Below are 17910 nucleotides of genomic sequence, written 5' to 3'. Positions count from 1 at the left end.
GGTCGACGGGCCCCGGACAGCAGAACAGTTACAACTCCCACCCGTACAGTTGCCCCTCAGTGCCCGAGCATGTCGTGCATCGCGATGATCTGCTCGGCGACCTGTATGAGCTTCTGCTGGCGGCTCATGGCCTGGCGGCGCATCAGCGTATAGGCGTCTTCCTCGTTGCAGTTCTTCATCTTCATCAGCAGCCCCTTGGCCAGTTCCACGCGCTTGCGCTCGGCCAGTTGCTGCTCGCGGGCGTTGAGCTGCGCACGCAGGGCCTGGTCGCTTTCGAAGCGGGCCATGGCGACGTCGAGGATGGGCTGCAGGCGCTGGGCGTGGATGCCCTCGACTATGTAGGCGCTGACGCCGGCCTGGATGGCCTGGCGCATCACGCCCGGGTCGTGCTCGTCGGTGAACATGACGATGGGGCGGGGCTGGTCGCGGCTGACCAGCACCACCTGCTCCATGACGTCACGGCCGGGGGATTCGGTGTCGATGAGCACCACGTCGGGGCGCACGGCCTCGACCCGCGCGGGCAGGTCGATGGTCAGCCCGGATTCGTCGATGACCTCGAAGCCGGCCTCGACCAGGGCGGCGCGTAGGCGGCCGACTTTCTTTGCGGTGTCGTTGATCAGAAGGATGCGCAGCATAGGGTGGCCGTCCGGTTACAGGGCGAGGGCGGAAGACGTGCCGGCGAGGGCGTGCAGGCGGAAGCCCCGTGCATAGCCGGCCGGGTCGCTGCCATCCCAGGTGATGCCGTCCATCAGCGTGGCGCTTCGCATTTCAGCGGGCGCTTCGATGCCGAGGGCGTCGGCAGCCTGGCGGTAGAGGTCGAGGCGCTGCACCTGGCGGGCGACGCCGAGGTAGTCCGGGTCATCACGCAGCAGGCCCCAGCGGCGGAATTGGGTCATGAACCAGATGCCGTCGGAGAGGTAGGGCAGGTTGACCCGGCCGCCGTCGAAGAAACGCAGCGGATGGGCGTCTTCCCAGGTGTTGCCGAGGCCGTCGCGGTAGTGGCCGAGGAAGCGTGGCTCGATGGCCGAGAGCGGGGCGTCGATGTACTCGGCGCCGCTGATCAACTGGGCGGTGCTGCGGCGGTTTTCCAGGCTCTGCTCGATGAAGCGGCTGGCTTCGAGCACGGCCATGGTCAGCGCACGGGCGGTGTTCGGGTAGGCGTCGGCGAAGGCGGCGGTGACGCCGAGGACCTTCTCCGGGTGGTCGGGCCAGATCATCTGGCTGGTGGCGAGGGTGAAGCCCTGGCGCTGGTCCACCGCGAGCGCGCCCCAGGGGCCGCCGGCGCAGAAGCCGTCGATGCGTGCGGCCTGCAGGTGGGCGACCATCTGCGAAGGCGGCACCACCACGCTGCTGACGTCGTGCAGCGGGTGGATGCCCTGGGCGGCCAGCCAATAGGCCAGCCACATGGCGTGGGTGCCGGTGGGGAAGGTCTGGGCGAAGGTCAGCCTTGCACCACCTTGGCGCACATGGGCGGCCAGTGCCTCGGCAGTGGTCACGCCGGCGCGCCGTAACGGTTCGGAGAGGTTGATGGCCTGGCCGTTCTGGCACAGGCCCATGAGGATGGCCATGTCGGTGGCCGTGCCGCCGATGCCCAGGTGGATGCCGTAGACCTGGCCGTAGAGGGCCTGGGCGGCGTCCAGCTCGCCAGACAGCAGCTTGTCGCGCAGGGTGGCCCAGGAAGCCTGGCGCTTGAGGTTGAGGGTGAGCCCATAGGGCTGGGCGAAGCCCTGGGTGGCGGCGACGATCAGCGAGGCGGAGTCGGTGAGGGCCATGAAGCCGAGGTCCAGCGTGCTCTTTTCAGGTGCGTCGCTGCCGGCGACCCAGGCCAGGTTGTCGGTGCGTGTGTGCAGTCGGTTGTCGCTCATGCTGTCGCCTTCCCATCAACAAAAAGGCGTCGCCACGGCGGATCGCGGGCTGCGATGGCCGATGACGACGCCATTGTCCGGTGGCCCGTTCCGCCGTTGGAGCGGGCCTGATGCCTTGGGCAAAGCAAGCGATGTGCCAGGGGCAGGAAGCAAAGCCCCCGCCGGAGCGGGGGCTGGGTGGAGCAGGGTGGATCAGCGTTCGATGATCTGTTTCACCTGGGTCTGCGGGATCTGCTGCTTGCGACCTTCGCTGTCTTCGAACTCGAGCATGCCGGTGTCTTCATCCAGCTGCGGCTTGCCGTCGCTGGTGAGCATCTGGCCGTCGGTGGTGTTGATCAGGTATTCGCTGGAGCAGCCGGCCAGGCCGACCAGGCAGAGGGCGATGAGAATCCAGTGCTTCTTCATGGTGGTACTCCTTGGAATGAGCGGTTGGGCGCTTCTCCTTGGAACATAGCCGCTGGCGTTGGGCTGGCAAGGTGGGGGAGGGGAAATGCGTGGGGGCGGTGAACAGCTCGCGAATGAATTCGCTCCTACAGGATGACGCCGGGTGTGGGAGCGGCGCCCATAAAAAAGCCCCGCACGGGGCGGGGCTTCTTCATGGCCGGTGAGGCTTAGGCTTGAACGACCGGGATATTGGCGTTCGCAGCGGCTTCGCGGTACTCGGCGATCTGGTCGAAGGACAGGTAGCGGTAAACGTCGGCAGCCATGCTGTCGATGCTCTTCGCGTATTCCATGTACTCCTCGACGGTCGGCAGCTTGCCCAGGATGGACGCGACAGCCGCCAGTTCGGCGGAGGCCAGGTACACGTTGGCACCATCGCCCAGGCGGTTCGGGAAGTTACGGGTGGAGGTCGAAACCACGGTGGAGTTCGACGCTACGCGTGCCTGGTTACCCATGCACAGCGAGCAGCCCGGCATTTCCATGCGCGCGCCGGCCTTGCCGTAGATGCCGTAGTAGCCTTCCTCGGTCAGCTGGTGCTGGTCCATCTTGGTCGGCGGCGACAGCCACAGGCGGGTCGGAATCGAGCCCTTGACCTTGTCCAGCAGCTTACCGGCAGCGCGGAAGTGGCCGATGTTGGTCATGCAGGAGCCGATGAACACTTCGTCGATCTTGTCGCCGGCAACGGTGGACAGCAGGCGGGCATCGTCCGGGTCGTTCGGAGCGCAGAGAACCGGCTCTTTCACGTCGGCCAGGTCGATCTCGATGATCTCGGCGTATTCGGCGTCCTTGTCGGCTTCCATCAGCTGCGGGTTGGCCAGCCAGGCTTCCATCGCTTGGGCGCGACGTTCCATGGTGCGGGCATCGCCGTAGCCTTCGCCGATCATCCAGCGCAGCAGGGTGATGTTGGACTGCAGGTACTCGGCGATGGCCTTTTCCGGCAGCTTGATGGTGCAGCCCGCAGCGGAACGCTCGGCGGAGGCGTCGGACAGCTCGAACGCTTGCTCGACGGTCAGGTCGTCCAGGCCTTCGATTTCCAGGATGCGGCCGGAGAAGGCGTTGATCTTGCCCTTCTTCTCGACGGTCAGCAGGCCTTTCTGGATGGCGTAGTAGGGGATCGCATGGACCAGGTCACGCAGGGTGATACCGGGCTGCAGCTTGCCTTTGAAACGCACCAGAACGGATTCGGGCATGTCCAGCGGCATGACGCCGGTGGCGGCGGCGAAGGCCACCAGGCCGGAACCGGCCGGGAAGGAGATGCCGATCGGGAAGCGGGTGTGGGAGTCGCCACCGGTGCCGACGGTGTCAGGCAGCAGCATGCGGTTCAGCCAGCTGTGGATGATGCCGTCGCCAGGACGCAGGGACACGCCGCCACGGGTGCGGATGAAGTCCGGCAGGGTGTGGTGGGTGGTGACGTCGATGGGTTTCGGGTACGCGGCGGTGTGGCAGAAGGACTGCATCACCAGGTCGGCGGAGAAGCCCAGGCACGCCAGGTCTTTCAGCTCGTCGCGGGTCATCGGGCCAGTAGTGTCCTGGGAACCGACGGTGGTCATCTTCGGCTCGCAGTAGGTGCCCGGGCGAACGCCGGCTACGCCGCACGCCTTGCCGACCATCTTCTGCGCCAGGGTGAAGCCCTTGCCGCTGTCGGCGGGCTGTTCCGGCTTCTTGAACAGGTCGGAAGAACCCAGGCCCAGTTCGGCACGGGCTTTCTCGGTCAGGCCACGGCCGACGATCAGCGGGATACGGCCGCCAGCGCGGACTTCGTCGAGCAGCACCGGGGTCTTCAGTTCGAAGGTGGTGATGACATCGTCGGTGCCGTGCTTGCACACCTTGCCGGCGTGCGGGTAGACGTCGATCACGTCGCCCATGTTGATGTTCGATACGTCGAACTCGATCGGCAGGGCGCCGGCGTCTTCCATGGTGTTGTAGAAGATTGGGGCGATCTTGGAGCCGAAGCAGAAGCCGCCAGCGCGCTTGTTCGGCACGTAGGGGATGTCGTCGCCGAAGAACCACAGCACCGAGTTGGTGGCGGATTTACGCGAGGAACCGGTACCGACCACGTCACCGACGTAGGCGACCGGGAAGCCCTTGGCCTTGATCTCTTCGATCTGCTTCAGCGGGCCGATGGCGCCTTGCTGCTCGGGGACGATGCCGTCACGGGCCATTTTCAGCATGGCCAGGGCGTGCAGCGGGATGTCCGGGCGCGACCAGGCATCGGGAGCCGGGGACAGGTCGTCGGTGTTGGTTTCGCCGGTGACCTTGAACACGCTCAGGCTGTACTTGTCAGCGATGGCGGGTTTGCTGGTGAACCACTCGCCAGCGGCCCAGGACTTCAGCACGGCTTTGGCGTGGGCGTTGCCAGCCTTGGCTTTCTCGGCCACGTCGTGGAAGGCGTCGAACATCAGCAGGGTGTGCTTGAGCTGTTCGGCAGCGGCGGCGGCCAGCTCGGCGTCATCCAGCAGCTCGACCAGGGTGGCGATGTTGTAGCCGCCCTGCATGGTGCCGAGGAGTTCGGTGGCGCGCTGCTTGGTGATCAGCGGGGACTTGGCTTCACCCTTGGCGACGGCGGAGAGGAAACCGGCCTTTACATAGGCCGCTTCGTCCACGCCCGGCGGAACGCGGTTGGTGATCAGGTCTACGAGGAATTCTTCTTCGCCGGCCGGCGGGTTCTTCAGCAGCTCTACCAGGCCTGCGGTTTGTTCGGCGTTCAGCGGCTGGGGCACGATACCCTGGGCGGCACGCTCTTGTACGTGTTTGCGATAGGCTTCAAGCACAGTTTTACCCTCATCAGTGGTCCCAAGGAGTTGTCCGGGACGCTCATCCAGGAATCCAGCGAACACGTGCGCCGCGCAGCTTTGTGAGCTGCCTGGCCAGGGTTTCGTTGGTTCCATCCAGAAGCTGTTTTCAAAGTTTTACGCCGGAAGGAAGGCCTGATGAGGGCTGGCGCAAGGCACCCGCTGGGGAGTGCCCAACGCCAATTTTCCTGCCGGGTGGACTGTGCTCGTGACGCTTTGAAAACAGCTTCCAACGGACATTGGCGCCTAAAATGGCGGGCCAATTCTAAAGGAAAGCTGAGCCGAAGTTAAGACAAAAGCCCTGGGTTTCTTGGGGTGACCCTGCCTAGACAAAGGGCTAAGATGCCGGCCTGTTCGTGCTTTCCCAGACCCTCCCGCCATGTCCAATCAGCGCATCAAGACGCCCTGCGTCGGCCTCTGCTCCACCGTCTACGGGGATCTCGTATGCCGTGGCTGCAAGCGCTTCCACCATGAAGTGGTGAACTGGAACCTCTACAACGACGAGGAGAAACGCGCCGTCTGGCGCCGTCTGGAAATCCTCCTGGTCCAGGTGATGACCGCAAAACTCGAGGTTTTCGACGAAGATCGCCTGCGCATGCAGCTGGAGCAGCGCCAGGTCCGCTTCGTGCCGGAGCAGTCCGCCTACTGCTGGGCCTACCAGCTCATCGCCCGTGCCTCGCGCATGATCAACCGCCTGGATGCCTACGGCGTGGCGCTGATGCCCGAGTTCCGCGGCTGGACGCTGCCGGAGCTGCGCGAGGCCATCGATCGGGAGTTCTTCCTTTTGTCGGAAGCCCACTACGATCGCTACATCGCGCCGCGCTTCCTGCTGGAGGGGATGGAGAGCCGCGTCTGAGCCCTTCATCCACGGCAGCGAAACGCCAGGCACGAAAAAGCCGCCCATCGAGGCGGCTTTTTCATGGGGCGGGTCAGCGCTGGGCGACCAGTTCCTCCAGGTGGGCGATGATTTCGTCCGGCTTCAGCACCAGCACGTCGCTTTCCAGCGAGTCCAGCACCACTTCGGCGGTATTGCCGATCAGCGCGCCGGAGATACCGGTGCGGGCCACGGTGCCGATCACCGTCACCGCCGCCTTGAGCTTGTGGGCGACGTGGGGGATGAGCACATCGGCCGGGCCTTCCTCCACGTGCAGGCGCTCGTCGCTGACGTCGAACTCCTCCTGGAAGCTGCGGCATTCGGCGCGGTAGCGCGCCTCGATGCTTTCCTTGAGCTGGAAGGTCGGGTCCGCCGCCGAGAGCATCGGCGAGGGATGGGCGCTGATCACGTGCAGGGTGCCCTTGGCCAGCCCGGCGATGTCGTAGCCGTGGCTGATGATGCTGGCGTGCAGGGTACGGTGCTCGCCGTCGCTGTTGCCGACGTCCACGGCCGCGAGAATGATGCCGCCGGTCCAGGGCGTGTCGGTCTTCACCATCAGCACCGGGCCGGGGCAGTAGCGCAGCAGCTTCCAGTCGTCCGGCGTCAGCAGGAAGCGCTTCAGCGGGTTGTCCGGCACATGCTGCTTGATCACCAGGCCGCAGCCTTCGGCCTGCTGCACGGCGATCACGGTCTGGTGCAGGTTCTCGTTCCAGGCCTGCTGGCTGGTCACGCTGTAGCCTTCGCTGGTAAGCGCGCCCGTCAGGTCGGCGAGGTAGGCGGCGTGATCCGTCTTGCGGTCGCAGATCAGCAGGTGCAGGTGCGACTGGGTCACACCGGCGATCAGTTTGGCGCGCTTGAGCGCCAGGCCATCGGGGTGGTTCGGATCAACTACCACGAGGATGCTGCGGATGGCTTGCATGGTCGTGCTCTCCCTGGAAGACATATAGCTGGAACCACTGTAGCTGCCCTGGACGCTTCGCGTTCTTGACATATATCAGTGCATCAAGCTGGCTGCGGCCTGCAGCCCCCGTATAATGCTCCGCCATTGCCCGCCCGACCAGATTGCCATGCCCTTGTCCGCCATCCCCGCCGTTCCGTTCTTCCTCGTCATCGCCCGCCAGGGAGCGCCCCGTCCATGAACCTCCCGGAAATCCACGAGTTCCTCGGCTGCCGCACGCCTGCCGCCTGGGTGGAGGCCGCGCTGGCGGACCAGGAAACCCTGCTGATCGACCACAAGAACAACGAGTACAAGGCGGCGTCCACCGCCATGGCGCTGATCGCCAAGTACAACACGCGCCTGGACCTGATCAATTTCATGTCGCGCCTGGCCCGTGAGGAGCTGGTCCACCACGAGCAGGTCCTGCGCATCATGAAGAAGCGTCGCGTGCCGCTGCGCGCGGTATCTGCCGCGCGTTACGCCTCCGGCTTGCGCAAGGTGGTGCGCAACCACGAGCCGGCCAAGCTGGTGGACACCCTGGTGGTGGGCGCCTTCATCGAAGCGCGCTCCTGCGAGCGTTTCGAGGCGCTGGTGCCGCACCTGGACGAAGAACTGGGCAAGTTCTACTTCGGCCTGCTGAAAAGCGAGGCGCGTCACTACCAGGGCTACCTGAAGCTGGCCTACCAGTACGGCGAGGCGGCGGACGTGGATGCGGTGATCGAGAAGGTCCGGGACGTGGAGCGCGAGCTGATCGAGAGCACGGACGAGGAGTTCCGCTTCCACAGTGGCGTGCCGGTCGCCCAGTGAGCCGAAGACACCCCGCATGAAAAAAGCGCCCCGAGGGGCGCTTTTTTGTGGCCGGGGAGGGCTCAGTCCTTCACTTTCAGGTCCAGCGCCAGGTCACGGGCCGCCTTGGTGGCGAGCACGCCCATCAGCTGGCCGATCTCGTCCTGGCGGCTGCTGGCGCCGTTCTGCCCGGCGCCCATCATCACGCTGGGCACCGGCGCCTGGGCGGCGGCTTCGGCCCACACCTTGTTGATGGCGATCAGCGCATCGAGCTTGGGTTGCAGCGCGCCGTCCGCCTTGATTACCGCTTCGCGGGCATAGGCTTCGGCGTCGGCGGTGATCTTGGTGGCCTGGGCGGTGATGCTGGCCTTGTCACGCAGCAGCTCGGCGGTCTGCTTCTCGATCTCGGCACGGCCCTTTTCGCGCTCGGCGTTGATACGCGCCAGCTGCTTCTCGGTCTCGGCCTGGGTGGTGCGCTCGATCTGGTCGCGCAGGGTTTCCTGGCGGCGGGCTTCCACTTCCTTCTCACCGCGGGCGGTGACCAGGAGCTTCTCTTCCTCTTCCTTCAGGCGGTTCTGCCGGGCCACGGCCAGCTCGGCCAGGGCCTGTTGCACCTTGACCATGCGCTGCTTGTACTGCGGGTTGGGGTCGACATTGGTGATGCGCGCCTCCACCACTTCCACGCCGTATTTGCGGAACTGCTGCTGCTTGCGCACCGGCATGCCCTTGGCGTCGATCACCTTCTCGGTGATGAACTGGCTGGCGTTGTTATCGCCGAAGCTGCCCTGCTCGGTGCCGGCCTGGAGGATGGCGGTCTGCTGCGGCACGTGGCCGCGCGGGCCACGCACTTCCTTGCGCTTGATCAGGTAGAGGCCGTCATTGAGCTGGTTTTCGAACTCGGCGGCGAACTCGCTGCGGGCGCCGGCGTAGAAGTCGTCGGCGGTCATCAGCGAGGCGGTGGCCTGCAGGGTTTCCTTGATCGCCGGTACCAGCGCGGTGCGGATGAAGTTCTCCGGGTTGCGGTATTCCTGGGCGATCTTGAGGAACTGCTCGCCGCTGGGCAGGCGGAAGCGCGCGGAGGACTCCACCTTGGCGTCGACGTTGCCGAGGAAGACGATGGGGAAGGCCTCGATGGTGGCGCCCAGGGAGTCGTTGTCGCTGGTGTCGTCGATCTGGTTGAGCGCTTCGGTGAGCACCGACTGCACGCTCAGGGCCTTCTTCCAGGGCGTGGCGCGGCCGAACCACTTGGTGGCGTAGCCGACGTCATCCACCACTTTCTCCTCGCCGAAGATGGTCCGCACGTGGGTGGCGAAACCGGCTTCGTTGTAGAAGAAGATGCCGTTGAACAGCACGAAGGCGGCGGCCAGGCCGGCGACGGCGCCGATCAGGTACTTGATATAGGGGGAATCGCTGAACGGCATGGTCGCTCCTTGACGTGAAATCGAAAGCGGCGATGCTGCTGGCCGCGTGCCATCCCGTCAAGGAGAGCCGGCGCGGCCTGCGGAGGAGTTCGCGTTGCGCGGCTCAGTCGAGGGCGAAAGGTGCCTGGCGGAAGCCCTGTTCGTCGACTTCCAGGGCCCAGCCCTGGCGATCCCAATCCCCGAGGACGATGCGCTGCGCGGGCAGGCCGCCGACCTGCAGTTCGTGCACGGCGGGGCGGTGGGTATGACCGTGGATCAGCGTCGGTACGCCCTGTTCGGCCAGCAGGCGCGGGATTTCTTCCGGGGTGACGTCGGTGATTTCCACCGCCTTCTGCCGGGTCTGCATGCGGCTTTCGCTGCGCAGCTTGCGCGCCAGTTTGTGGCGGGTGGCCAGCGGTAGGTGGCGCAGTATCCACAGCACGACGGGGTTGCGCAGGATGCGCCGCATGCGCATGTAGGCCTCGTCGCGGGTGCACAGGCTGTCGCCGTGCATCAGCAGCACCGGGTGGCCGGCCAGCTCGACGCGGCTCGGGTCCGCCAGAAGGGTGCAGCCGGCTTCGCGGCAGAAGCGCGTGCCGATCATGAAGTCGCGGTTGCCGTGCATCAGGAAGATGCGCGTGCCGCCATCGGCCACCTGGCGCAGGGCCTGGGCGATGGAGCGTTGGAAGGGGGTCATGGCGTCGTCGCCGATCCAGGCCTCGAAGAAGTCACCCAGTATGTAGAGCGCTTCGGCCTGGCTGGCGCGGGTCTGCAGGAAACGAAGAAACGCCCGGGTTATATCCGGGCGCTCCTCTTCAAGATGCAGATCGGAGATCAGCAGGATCACTCGACGATCTCGGCCTTCTCGATGATCACGTCGTCGACCGGTACGTCCTGGTGGCCGGACTTCATGGTGGTGGCCACGCCCTTGATCTTGTTGACCACGTCCATGCCTTCGGTCACTTCACCGAACACCGCGTAGCCCCAGCCCTGCACAGTCGGCGCGCTGTGGTTGAGGAAGCTGTTGTCGGAAACGTTGATGAAGAACTGCGCGGACGCCGAGTGCGGCTCCATGGTGCGGGCCATGGCCACGGTGCCGACCTTGTTCGACAGGCCGTTGTTGGCCTCGTTCTTGATGGAGGCGCGGGTGGTCTTCTGTTTCATGCCCGGCTCGAAGCCGCCGCCCTGGATCATGAAGTTGGAGATCACGCGGTGGAAGACGGTGCCATCGTAGTGGCCGGCCTTCACGTACTCCTTGAAGTTGGCCACGGTTTCCGGGGCTTTGTCTTCGAAGAGTTCCAGGGTGATGACGCCATGGTTGGTGTGCAGCTTGATCATTTCGGTATTCGCTCTGTCGAGAATTCGAAGGCCTGTCAGGGGGTTGACAGCTTCGGCTATGATAAGCGCTTTGATTTGACCGGCCTACCCTGTGCCGCGCACCCGTAGACCTAAGGATCCCATGAGCAAGCCTGAGACCCCCGCCGCCGCCAACTTCCTCCGCCCCATCGTCCAGGCCGACCTGGATGCCGGTACGCACGCCAAGATCGTCACCCGCTTCCCGCCGGAGCCCAATGGCTACCTGCACATCGGCCATGCCAAATCGATCTGCCTGAACTTCGGCCTGGCCAAGGAATTCGGCGGTGACTGCCACCTGCGTTTCGACGACACCAACCCGGCCAAGGAAGACCAGGAATACATCGACGCCATCGAAAGCGACGTGAAATGGCTGGGCTTCCAGTGGTCCGGCGAGGTGCGCTACGCCTCCAACTATTTCGACCAGCTGCACGCCTGGGCCATCGAGCTGATCAAGGCCGGCAAGGCGTTCGTCTGCGACCTCAATGCCGAAGAGATGCGTGAATACCGCGGCAGCCTGCATGAGCCGGGCAAGAACAGCCCGTTCCGCGAGCGCTCGGTGGAAGAGAACCTGGACCTGTTCGCCCGCATGAAGGCCGGCGAGTTCCCGGATGGCGCCCGCTCCCTGCGCGCCAAGATCGACATGGCCTCGCCGAACATCAACCTGCGCGACCCGATCCTCTACCGCATCCGCCACGCCCATCACCATCAGACCGGCGACAAGTGGTGCATCTACCCCAGCTACGACTTCACCCACGGGCAGTCGGACGCCATCGAAGGCATCACCCACTCCATCTGCACCCTGGAGTTCGAGGACCATCGCCCGCTCTACGAATGGTTCCTGGCCAACCTGCCGGTCCCCGCGCAGCCCCGCCAGTACGAGTTCTCGCGCCTGAACCTGAACTACACCATCACCAGCAAGCGCAAGCTCAAGCAGTTGGTGGACGAGAAGCACGTCAGCGGCTGGGACGACCCGCGCATGTCGACGCTCTCCGGCTACCGCCGTCGCGGCTACACCCCCGAATCGATCCGCAACTTCTGCGAGATGGTCGGCGTCAACCGTGCCAGTGGCGTGGTCGACATCGGCATGCTGGAGTTCAGCATCCGTGACCACCTGGACGCCACCGCTTCCCGCGCCATGTGCGTGCTCAAACCGCTCAAGGTGGTCATCACCAACTACCCGGAAGGCCAGGTCGAGAACCTCGAACTGCCGCGCCACCCCAAGGAAGACATGGGCGTTCGCGCGCTGCCCTTCGCCCGCGAGATCTACATCGACGCCAGCGACTTCGAAGAAGTCCCGCCGGCCGGCTTCAAGCGCCTGATCCCGGGTGGCGAAGTGCGCCTGCGCGGCAGCTACGTGATCCGCGCCGACGAAGCCATCAAGGATGCCGCCGGCAACGTCGTCGAGCTGCGTTGCTCCTATGACGAGAACACCCTCGGCAAGAACCCCGAAGGCCGCAAGGTCAAGGGCGTGATCCACTGGGTGCCGGCCGAGGCCAGCGTCGAGTGCGAAGTGCGCCTGTACGACCGCCTGTTCCGTTCGGCGAACCCGGAGAAATCCGAAGAGGGCGGCAGCTTCCTCGACAACATCAACCCCGAGTCGCTGGTGGTGCTCACCGGCTGCCGCGCCGAGCCGTCCCTGGCCAATGCGCAGCCCGAGGAGCGCTTCCAGTTCGAGCGTGAAGGCTACTTCGTCGCCGACCTCAAGGACTCGCAGCCCGGCAAACCGGTGTTCAACCGCACCGTCACCCTGCGTGATTCCTGGGGGCAATGATGGCGCTGTCGATCTACAACACCCTCAGCAAGGTCAAGGAAACCTTCCAGCCCCTGGAAGGCAACAGCGTGCGCATGTACGTGTGCGGCATGACCGTGTACGACTTCTGCCACATCGGCCACGCCCGCGTGATGGTCGCCTTCGATGTGGTCACCCGCTGGCTGCGTGAGCGCGGCTACGACGTGACCTACGTGCGCAACATCACCGACATCGACGACAAGATCATCCGTCGCGCCCAGGAGAACGGCGAGCCGTTCGAAGCCCTGGTCGACCGCATGATCGCCGCCATGCACGAAGACGAAGCGCGCCTCGCCGTGCTGCGCCCGGACATCGAGCCCCGCGCCACCGGCCACATCGCCGGCATGCACACGATGATCCAGACCCTGATCGACAAGGGCTTCGCCTATGCCCCCGGCAATGGCGACGTCTACTACCGCGTGGGCAAGTTCGAGGGCTACGGCAAGCTGTCCCGCCGTCGCATCGACGAGCTGAAGATCGGCGCGCGCATCGAGGTCGACGAATCCAAGGAAGACCCGCTGGACTTCGTGCTCTGGAAGGGCGCCAAGCCCGGCGAGCCGAGCTGGGAATCGCCCTGGGGCCCCGGTCGCCCCGGCTGGCACATCGAGTGCTCGGTGATGTCCACCTGCTGCCTGGGCGAGACCTTCGACATCCACGGCGGCGGCCCGGACCTGGTGTTCCCCCACCACGAGAACGAGATCGCCCAGAGCGAGGCGGCCACCGGCAAGCTCTACGCCAAGGCCTGGATGCACGCCGGCGCGGTACGCGTGGACGGCGAGAAGATGTCCAAGTCCCTGGGCAACTTCTTCACCATCCGCGAGGTGCTGGAGAAGTACCACCCCGAGGTGGTGCGCTACCTGCTGGTCTCCAGCCACTACCGCAGCCCGATCAACTATTCCGAAGACAACCTCAAGGAAGCCAAGGGCGCGCTGGAACGCTTCTACACCGCCCTGCGCGGCCTGCCCGAGGCGCCCGCCGCCGAGGGCGAAGCCTTCGTCGAGCGCTTCAATGCCTCCATGGATGACGACTTCAACACCCCCGAAGCCGTCGCCGTGCTGTTCGACATGGCCCGCGAGGTCAACCGCCTGCGCGACACCGACCTGGCCGCTGCGGCAGCCCTGGCGGCCCGTCTCAAGGCCCTGGGCGGCCTGCTCGGCCTGCTGCAGCTGGACCCGGACGCCTTCCTCCAGGCCGGTGCCTCCGGCAAGGTCGACGCCGCCGAGGTCGAAGCCCTGATCCAGGCGCGCCTGCAAGCGCGCGCGGACAAGAACTGGGCCGAGTCCGACCGCATCCGCGACCAGATCACCGCCCTGGGCGTGGTCCTGGAAGACGGCAAGGGCGGCACCACCTGGCGCCTCGCCGAGTAGGCGTACGCGCCATGAACGAGGCCGCTTTCGAGCGGCCTTTTTCTTGGGCGCCGAAACCTTCACCGAAACTCCACGGCAACTCCATCTGCGGTCCACGCAGCCAGCACGGCGCAGGTGCATAAAGGCGACCCGCCCCGAGGAAAAGGACGTCGCCGTGGACATCACCCTGATCAACCCGCCCCACACCGCCATCGGCAGCCGCATGCCCCGCGAGCACCTGCCGCCCCTGGGGCTGCTCGCCATCGGCGGGCCGCTGCTGGACGCGGGCTTCCACGTCTCGCTGCTGGATGCGGACCGCGAGGGGCTGAGCGTGGCGCAGATCGTGGCGCGCATCCAGGCGACGGCGCCGGATGTGGTGATGCTCGGGCACTCCGGCTCCAGCTCGGCGCACCCGACGGTGGTGGACATCTGCCGTGCCCTCAAGGGCGTGCTGCCCGGGCTGGTCATCGTCTACGGCGGCGTGCACCCCAGCTACCACTGGGACGAAATCCTCCAGGAGGTGGCGGAAGTCGACTTCATCGTGCGCGGGGAGGGCGAGCAGACCGCGCTCTCGCTGATGCAGGCCCTGGCGCAGGGGCACCCGCCACTGGACGTCCACGGCATCGCCCTGCGCTACCTGGGCGAACCCTACGCCACGCCTGCCGCCGCCATGCTGCGCAACCTCGACGACTACCGCGTGGGCTGGGAGCTGATCGACCACGCCCACTATTCCTACTGGGGTGGCAAGCGGGCGGTGGTGGTGCAGTTCTCCCGGGGGTGTCCCTACCTGTGCAACTACTGCGGGCAGCGCGGGTTCTGGACCCGCTGGCGGCACCGCGACCCGGTGCGCCTGGCCCGGGAGCTGGCACGCCTGCACCGGGAACAGGGCGTGGAGCTGATCAACTTCGCCGACGAGCTGCCCACCGGCTCACGCAAGATGTGGAAGGCCTTCCTCGAAGCCTTGATCGCGGAAGACGTACCGCTGCTGCTGGTGGGCTCCACCCGCGCCGGGGACATCGTCCGCGATGCCGACATCCTCCACCTGTACCGCAAGGCCGGGGTGATCCGCTTCCTGCTGGGCATCGAGAGCTATGACGAGGGCACCCTGGAGGCGATTCGCAAGGGCGGTACCACCCGTGAGGACCAGGAAGCGATCCGTCTATTGCGCCAGCACGGCATCGTTTCCATGGCCACCTACGTGATCGGCTTCCAGGAGGAAACCGACGCCGACTACTGGCGCTCCCTGCGCCACCTGCTGCGCTACGACCCGGACCAGATCCAGCTGCTCTACGTCACCCCGCACCGCTGGACGCCCTTCTACGAAACGGCCGAGCAGCGCCGGGTGATCCAGACCGACACCCGTCGCTGGGACTACAAGCACCAGGTGCTGGCGGTGCAGCGCGTGCCGGCGTGGCGGGTGTTCCTCTGGTTCAAGACGATCGAGGTCTGCATGCAGGCCCGCCCCAGGGCCCTCGGCCGCCTGCTGTTGCATCCGGATGCGGACTTCCGCCACGCCATGGCCTGGTACACCCGCATCGGTCGTCGCGTGTGGTTCCACGAGCTGGCGGAGTTCCTCTTCGCCACGCGGCTGCTCAAGGCGGGGCCGACGCTTCGCGAGTTCCTTGGCGCCTCGCTGGCAGGGCGTGAATACCTGCTGGACAAGCGCAAGGGCAGGGCGGCGGTGGAGGTGATTGCGCGGGCTGCGAACTGAATGGGGGAGCCGCGCGCTCCCCGGTCGCTCAGCGGGTCAGACCCACTGGTCGCTGCGCTTGCGTTTCACCCGCAGCATGGTCGGCAGGATCAGCCCGAGCAGCAGGCCTGCACCGGCGATGCTGCCGCCGTAGACCATGTAGCGCATCAGCACCTGCTTGTTCTCGTCGCCCAGTTGCGCCTGCACTTCGCGCAGCTCGGAGCGGGCCTGGCTCAGCTCGCTGTCCAGGGCCGCGCGGGCGGCCTGGGCTTCGTCGATCAGCGCCTTGCGCGAGTCCATGGTCTCCTGCATGCCTTGCACGCGGGTTTTCCAGGTCTCGTCGATACCGCCCAGTTCGGTGCTCAGCTCGGTCACCTTCTGTTCCAGCTGCGGCAGGCGCTCGGCCTGGCCGGGCACCGGTTGCAGGTCGCGGGTGGGGATCCACACGGCGCTGCCGTTCTCGCCGCGCACCTGGCTGTAGTCGCCCTGGGTGCTCAGCAGCTCGACTTTCTGCCCGGAAACCAGGGTGCCGACGATGCGGTAGCCATCGGTGGGGCCGCTGCGCACATAGGTGCTCAGGCTGTCGCTCACCCAGCGCGTGTTGTCGGCTTTCTCATCGGCCTGCGCGGGCATGCCGGCCAGCAGCAGGCCACCCAGCAGGCAGGCGCCGATGGCGCGGGAGGAGAACGAAGGAGCACGGGCGAGCAGATGACGGGTCAGGGGCATGGGGCAATCTTCACTGGCTATGGAACGGAACCCGAAGCGCGGGCGTGATAAGCGCCGGCCAGGCGAGCATCGCATTCAGAAAGGGCGATGGCTGCGCAGCGCCCGGGTGGCGAATGGCCACGCCATCCACCCGGTTCGAGCCGACAGCGAACTGACAATCCGCGACCCCGCGTAGTTCACTCATGGCCCCGCAAGCGAGACGGGTGGTCGAGCGAAAAAGGAGGGTAGTTAGTCGAGACAAGGGTGGACCACGCCCCACCGGGCACCCCGTGTAGCTGCACCGCATGGGTTTCGCAGCAAGCCGAACATCGCACCGTTGGGCTTCGCTGCGCTCGGCGCCAACCTACGGCGCGGTGCAGGTAGGTCGGGTGCAACCCGACATCGTCGATGCATGAACCACGCGGGTTTCACCCGCCCTACGGAGCTGATCGATGTGTAGGGTGGATGACGCTCTTTTCATCCACCGGCGATGCCGAGCCGGGCCGCGTTACCAACCCAGGGCACCCCGTAGCCCGGGCTTCAGCCCGGGAAGACAGGCCTCAATGCAGCGCTCGGGTCACCAGGTAGGTCAGCAGCTGCGGGTCGTCGCCCGGGTCGATGGTGTGCACCGGCTTGGGCAGGTCGTCCAGCACCGCGTGCCAGAAGGCCTGGGCGGCTTCGTCCTGGCGGTAGAAGCGCACCAGCCAGTCGTGGTCGCCCTCCTTCAGCACCTGGGTCGCCAGGGTGCGGCCGATGCCTTGCCGGCGGTAGCGCTTGAGGATGAACAGGTCCGCCAGTTCCAGCGCATCCATGCCCGGCAGCTCGCTGCGCTCGATCAGCAGGAAGCCGGCGATGAAGCCATCCACCAGCACCAGGTTGGCGCTCCATTGCGGCTCCTGCCAGTAGCGCGCCAGGTGCTCCTCGTGGATGTAGAAGCGTCCGTCCGCCTCCACGTCTTCCTCCTCCCAATCCGAGGACTCGTAGGAGTAGAACTGGTACAGGTTGCGGATCAGCTCGGCCTGTTCGGGGCCGGTCTGCAGCAGTTCGAGGGTGACGTCGCTCATGGTTGCGGTTCGTGATGGAAGAGGGCGCGGCATTCTACCCAAGGCGCCGCGCACTGCGCCTAGGGGAAGTAGCGTTTCTGCCGCTTCTGCCACACCGGGTCCTCCGGCAGGGCGTCGATGGCCTTGTCCAGCGCCGGCAGCAGCTTCTCGTAGCGGGGCGGCACCAGCAGCTGGCGCGGGTAGCGGTGGAGCACCGGCTCGGCGACGTGGATGCGTGCCCGCTGCTCGGGGTGCTGGCTCAGGTGGCGCTCCAGCGTGCGGATGCCCACCACCGTGGCGTCGATCCAGCCGCGCAGCAGCCGCTCCAGGTTGGCCAGCTCGCTGTTGGCGTTCTGCCGTTCCACCTTGCCGCTCTCCAGCAACGCCTGCAGCTCGGGATAGGAATGCCCGCCCACCAGCCCCAGGCGCTTGCCTTCGAGGTCGCCGATGCCCAGCCGGCTCGCCTGCCCATCGCTGCGCGACAGCAGCAGGTTGCCGTCCTCGATGAAGGGGTGGCTCCACTGGTAGCGGGAGGCATCGGCGAACCAGTCCGGGTTCGCGCCCACCACCAGCCCGTCGAGCTGGCCTTGCTCCAGCAGCAGGTCCAGGCGTCGGCGCGGGATCTCCTGCACCACGAAGCGGTAGTCGGGCATCTGCGCCTCGAGGCGTTCGGTCAGGTCGAAGTAAAGCCCCTGGCGATGCCCGGCATCCACCACATAGGGCGGCTTCTGCTGGTAGCTGTAGAGCAGGATTTCCTGCTGCGCGGCCTGCAGCGTGGTGCAGCAGCACAGCCAGAAGATGAACAGTATCGACCTCAAGCGACCCCCGTCTGACCAGGCTGGCCGGTTGCCCTACCTGATGTCTATGACCCGTGCGCAAAGCGTAG

Annotated in this window: 16 protein-coding genes; 5 read left to right on the top strand and 11 right to left on the bottom strand. The window is 65.9% G+C overall.

Features of this window, described 5'->3' with window-relative positions:
- Positions 1 to 56: 56 nt before the first annotated feature.
- The 4 genes from OEJ36_RS15520 to acnB all read right to left on the bottom strand — a co-directional run bounded on the left by OEJ36_RS15520 (position 57) and on the right by acnB (position 5077).
- A complete protein-coding gene (locus OEJ36_RS15520; protein WP_043247199.1) occupies positions 57 to 635 on the bottom strand; it encodes an ANTAR domain-containing response regulator in 579 nt (192 codons plus the stop codon).
- A gap of 15 nt (positions 636 to 650) precedes the next feature.
- The gene (locus OEJ36_RS15515) at positions 651 to 1865 is read right to left on the bottom strand and encodes a CmpA/NrtA family ABC transporter substrate-binding protein (protein ID WP_263402245.1); all 1215 of its coding nucleotides are present in this window, start codon (positions 1863 to 1865) and stop codon (positions 651 to 653) included.
- A gap of 192 nt (positions 1866 to 2057) precedes the next feature.
- Entirely contained in the window at positions 2058 to 2270 is a 213-nt protein-coding gene (locus OEJ36_RS15510) for a YgdI/YgdR family lipoprotein (RefSeq protein ID WP_263402244.1), read from the bottom strand.
- Between the two features lie 206 nt (positions 2271 to 2476).
- Positions 2477 to 5077, bottom strand: coding sequence for a bifunctional aconitate hydratase 2/2-methylisocitrate dehydratase (gene acnB, locus OEJ36_RS15505; RefSeq protein ID WP_263402243.1), 2601 nt, complete (start codon positions 5075 to 5077; stop codon positions 2477 to 2479).
- 400 nt (positions 5078 to 5477) lie between these two features.
- Here acnB and OEJ36_RS15500 point away from each other — a divergent pair, with 400 nt between their 5' ends.
- Positions 5478 to 5954: a DUF1289 domain-containing protein gene (locus tag OEJ36_RS15500; protein WP_043246700.1), complete on the top strand. Its 477-nt coding sequence runs from the start codon at positions 5478 to 5480 to the stop codon at positions 5952 to 5954.
- Between the two features lie 73 nt (positions 5955 to 6027).
- Here OEJ36_RS15500 and OEJ36_RS15495 read toward each other — a convergent pair whose 3' ends face one another.
- Entirely contained in the window at positions 6028 to 6891 is an 864-nt protein-coding gene (locus tag OEJ36_RS15495; RefSeq protein WP_263402242.1) for a universal stress protein, read from the bottom strand.
- A gap of 216 nt (positions 6892 to 7107) precedes the next feature.
- Between OEJ36_RS15495 and OEJ36_RS15490 the strand changes: the two genes are divergently transcribed.
- Positions 7108 to 7716 (top strand): tRNA-(ms[2]io[6]A)-hydroxylase, encoded by a 609-nt coding sequence (locus tag OEJ36_RS15490; RefSeq protein WP_263402241.1) that lies wholly within the window; start codon positions 7108 to 7110, stop codon positions 7714 to 7716.
- A 62-nt stretch (positions 7717 to 7778) separates the two neighbouring features.
- On the opposite strand, the gene OEJ36_RS15485 is transcribed toward OEJ36_RS15490, so the two are convergent.
- The 3 genes from OEJ36_RS15485 to OEJ36_RS15475 form a co-directional block, all read right to left on the bottom strand.
- The gene (locus OEJ36_RS15485) at positions 7779 to 9116 is read right to left on the bottom strand and encodes an SPFH domain-containing protein (protein WP_263402240.1); all 1338 of its coding nucleotides are present in this window, start codon (positions 9114 to 9116) and stop codon (positions 7779 to 7781) included.
- Positions 9117 to 9219: 103 nt separating this feature from the next.
- Entirely contained in the window at positions 9220 to 9942 is a 723-nt protein-coding gene (gene lpxH / locus OEJ36_RS15480; RefSeq protein ID WP_263402239.1) for a UDP-2,3-diacylglucosamine diphosphatase, read from the bottom strand.
- Complete coding sequence (locus OEJ36_RS15475) at positions 9939 to 10433, bottom strand: peptidylprolyl isomerase (protein WP_263402238.1); 495 nt, start codon at positions 10431 to 10433, stop codon at positions 9939 to 9941. The genes lpxH and OEJ36_RS15475 overlap by 4 nt, the downstream gene beginning before the upstream one ends.
- A gap of 121 nt (positions 10434 to 10554) precedes the next feature.
- On the opposite strand from OEJ36_RS15475, the gene OEJ36_RS15470 reads away from it, so the two are divergent.
- The 3 genes from OEJ36_RS15470 (at position 10555) to bchE (ending at position 15297) form a co-directional block, all read left to right on the top strand.
- The gene (locus OEJ36_RS15470) at positions 10555 to 12222 is read left to right on the top strand and encodes a glutamine--tRNA ligase/YqeY domain fusion protein (RefSeq protein WP_263402237.1); all 1668 of its coding nucleotides are present in this window, start codon (positions 10555 to 10557) and stop codon (positions 12220 to 12222) included.
- Entirely contained in the window at positions 12222 to 13607 is a 1386-nt protein-coding gene (gene cysS, locus OEJ36_RS15465; protein ID WP_263402236.1) for a cysteine--tRNA ligase, read from the top strand. The genes OEJ36_RS15470 and cysS overlap by 1 nt, the downstream gene beginning before the upstream one ends.
- A gap of 154 nt (positions 13608 to 13761) precedes the next feature.
- Positions 13762 to 15297, top strand: a complete 1536-nt coding sequence (bchE, locus tag OEJ36_RS15460; RefSeq protein ID WP_263402235.1) for a magnesium-protoporphyrin IX monomethyl ester anaerobic oxidative cyclase — start codon at positions 13762 to 13764, stop codon at positions 15295 to 15297.
- A gap of 36 nt (positions 15298 to 15333) precedes the next feature.
- Here bchE and OEJ36_RS15455 read toward each other — a convergent pair whose 3' ends face one another.
- The 3 genes from OEJ36_RS15455 to OEJ36_RS15445 all read right to left on the bottom strand — a co-directional run bounded on the left by OEJ36_RS15455 (position 15334) and on the right by OEJ36_RS15445 (position 17842).
- Complete coding sequence (locus OEJ36_RS15455) at positions 15334 to 16002, bottom strand: TIGR04211 family SH3 domain-containing protein (RefSeq protein WP_263402234.1); 669 nt, start codon at positions 16000 to 16002, stop codon at positions 15334 to 15336.
- A 539-nt stretch (positions 16003 to 16541) separates the two neighbouring features.
- Positions 16542 to 17045, bottom strand: a complete 504-nt coding sequence (locus OEJ36_RS15450; protein WP_263402233.1) for a GNAT family N-acetyltransferase — start codon at positions 17043 to 17045, stop codon at positions 16542 to 16544.
- A 59-nt stretch (positions 17046 to 17104) separates the two neighbouring features.
- Positions 17105 to 17842 (bottom strand): substrate-binding periplasmic protein, encoded by a 738-nt coding sequence (locus OEJ36_RS15445; RefSeq protein ID WP_263402232.1) that lies wholly within the window; start codon positions 17840 to 17842, stop codon positions 17105 to 17107.
- Positions 17843 to 17910 lie beyond the last annotated feature (68 nt).

Origin of the sequence: Pseudomonas sp. PDM13, from assembly GCF_025685765.1 — a bacterium.
Lineage (GTDB): Bacteria > Pseudomonadota > Gammaproteobacteria > Pseudomonadales > Pseudomonadaceae > Metapseudomonas > Metapseudomonas solani.
This window is presented reverse-complemented; position numbering and strand designations above follow the sequence as displayed.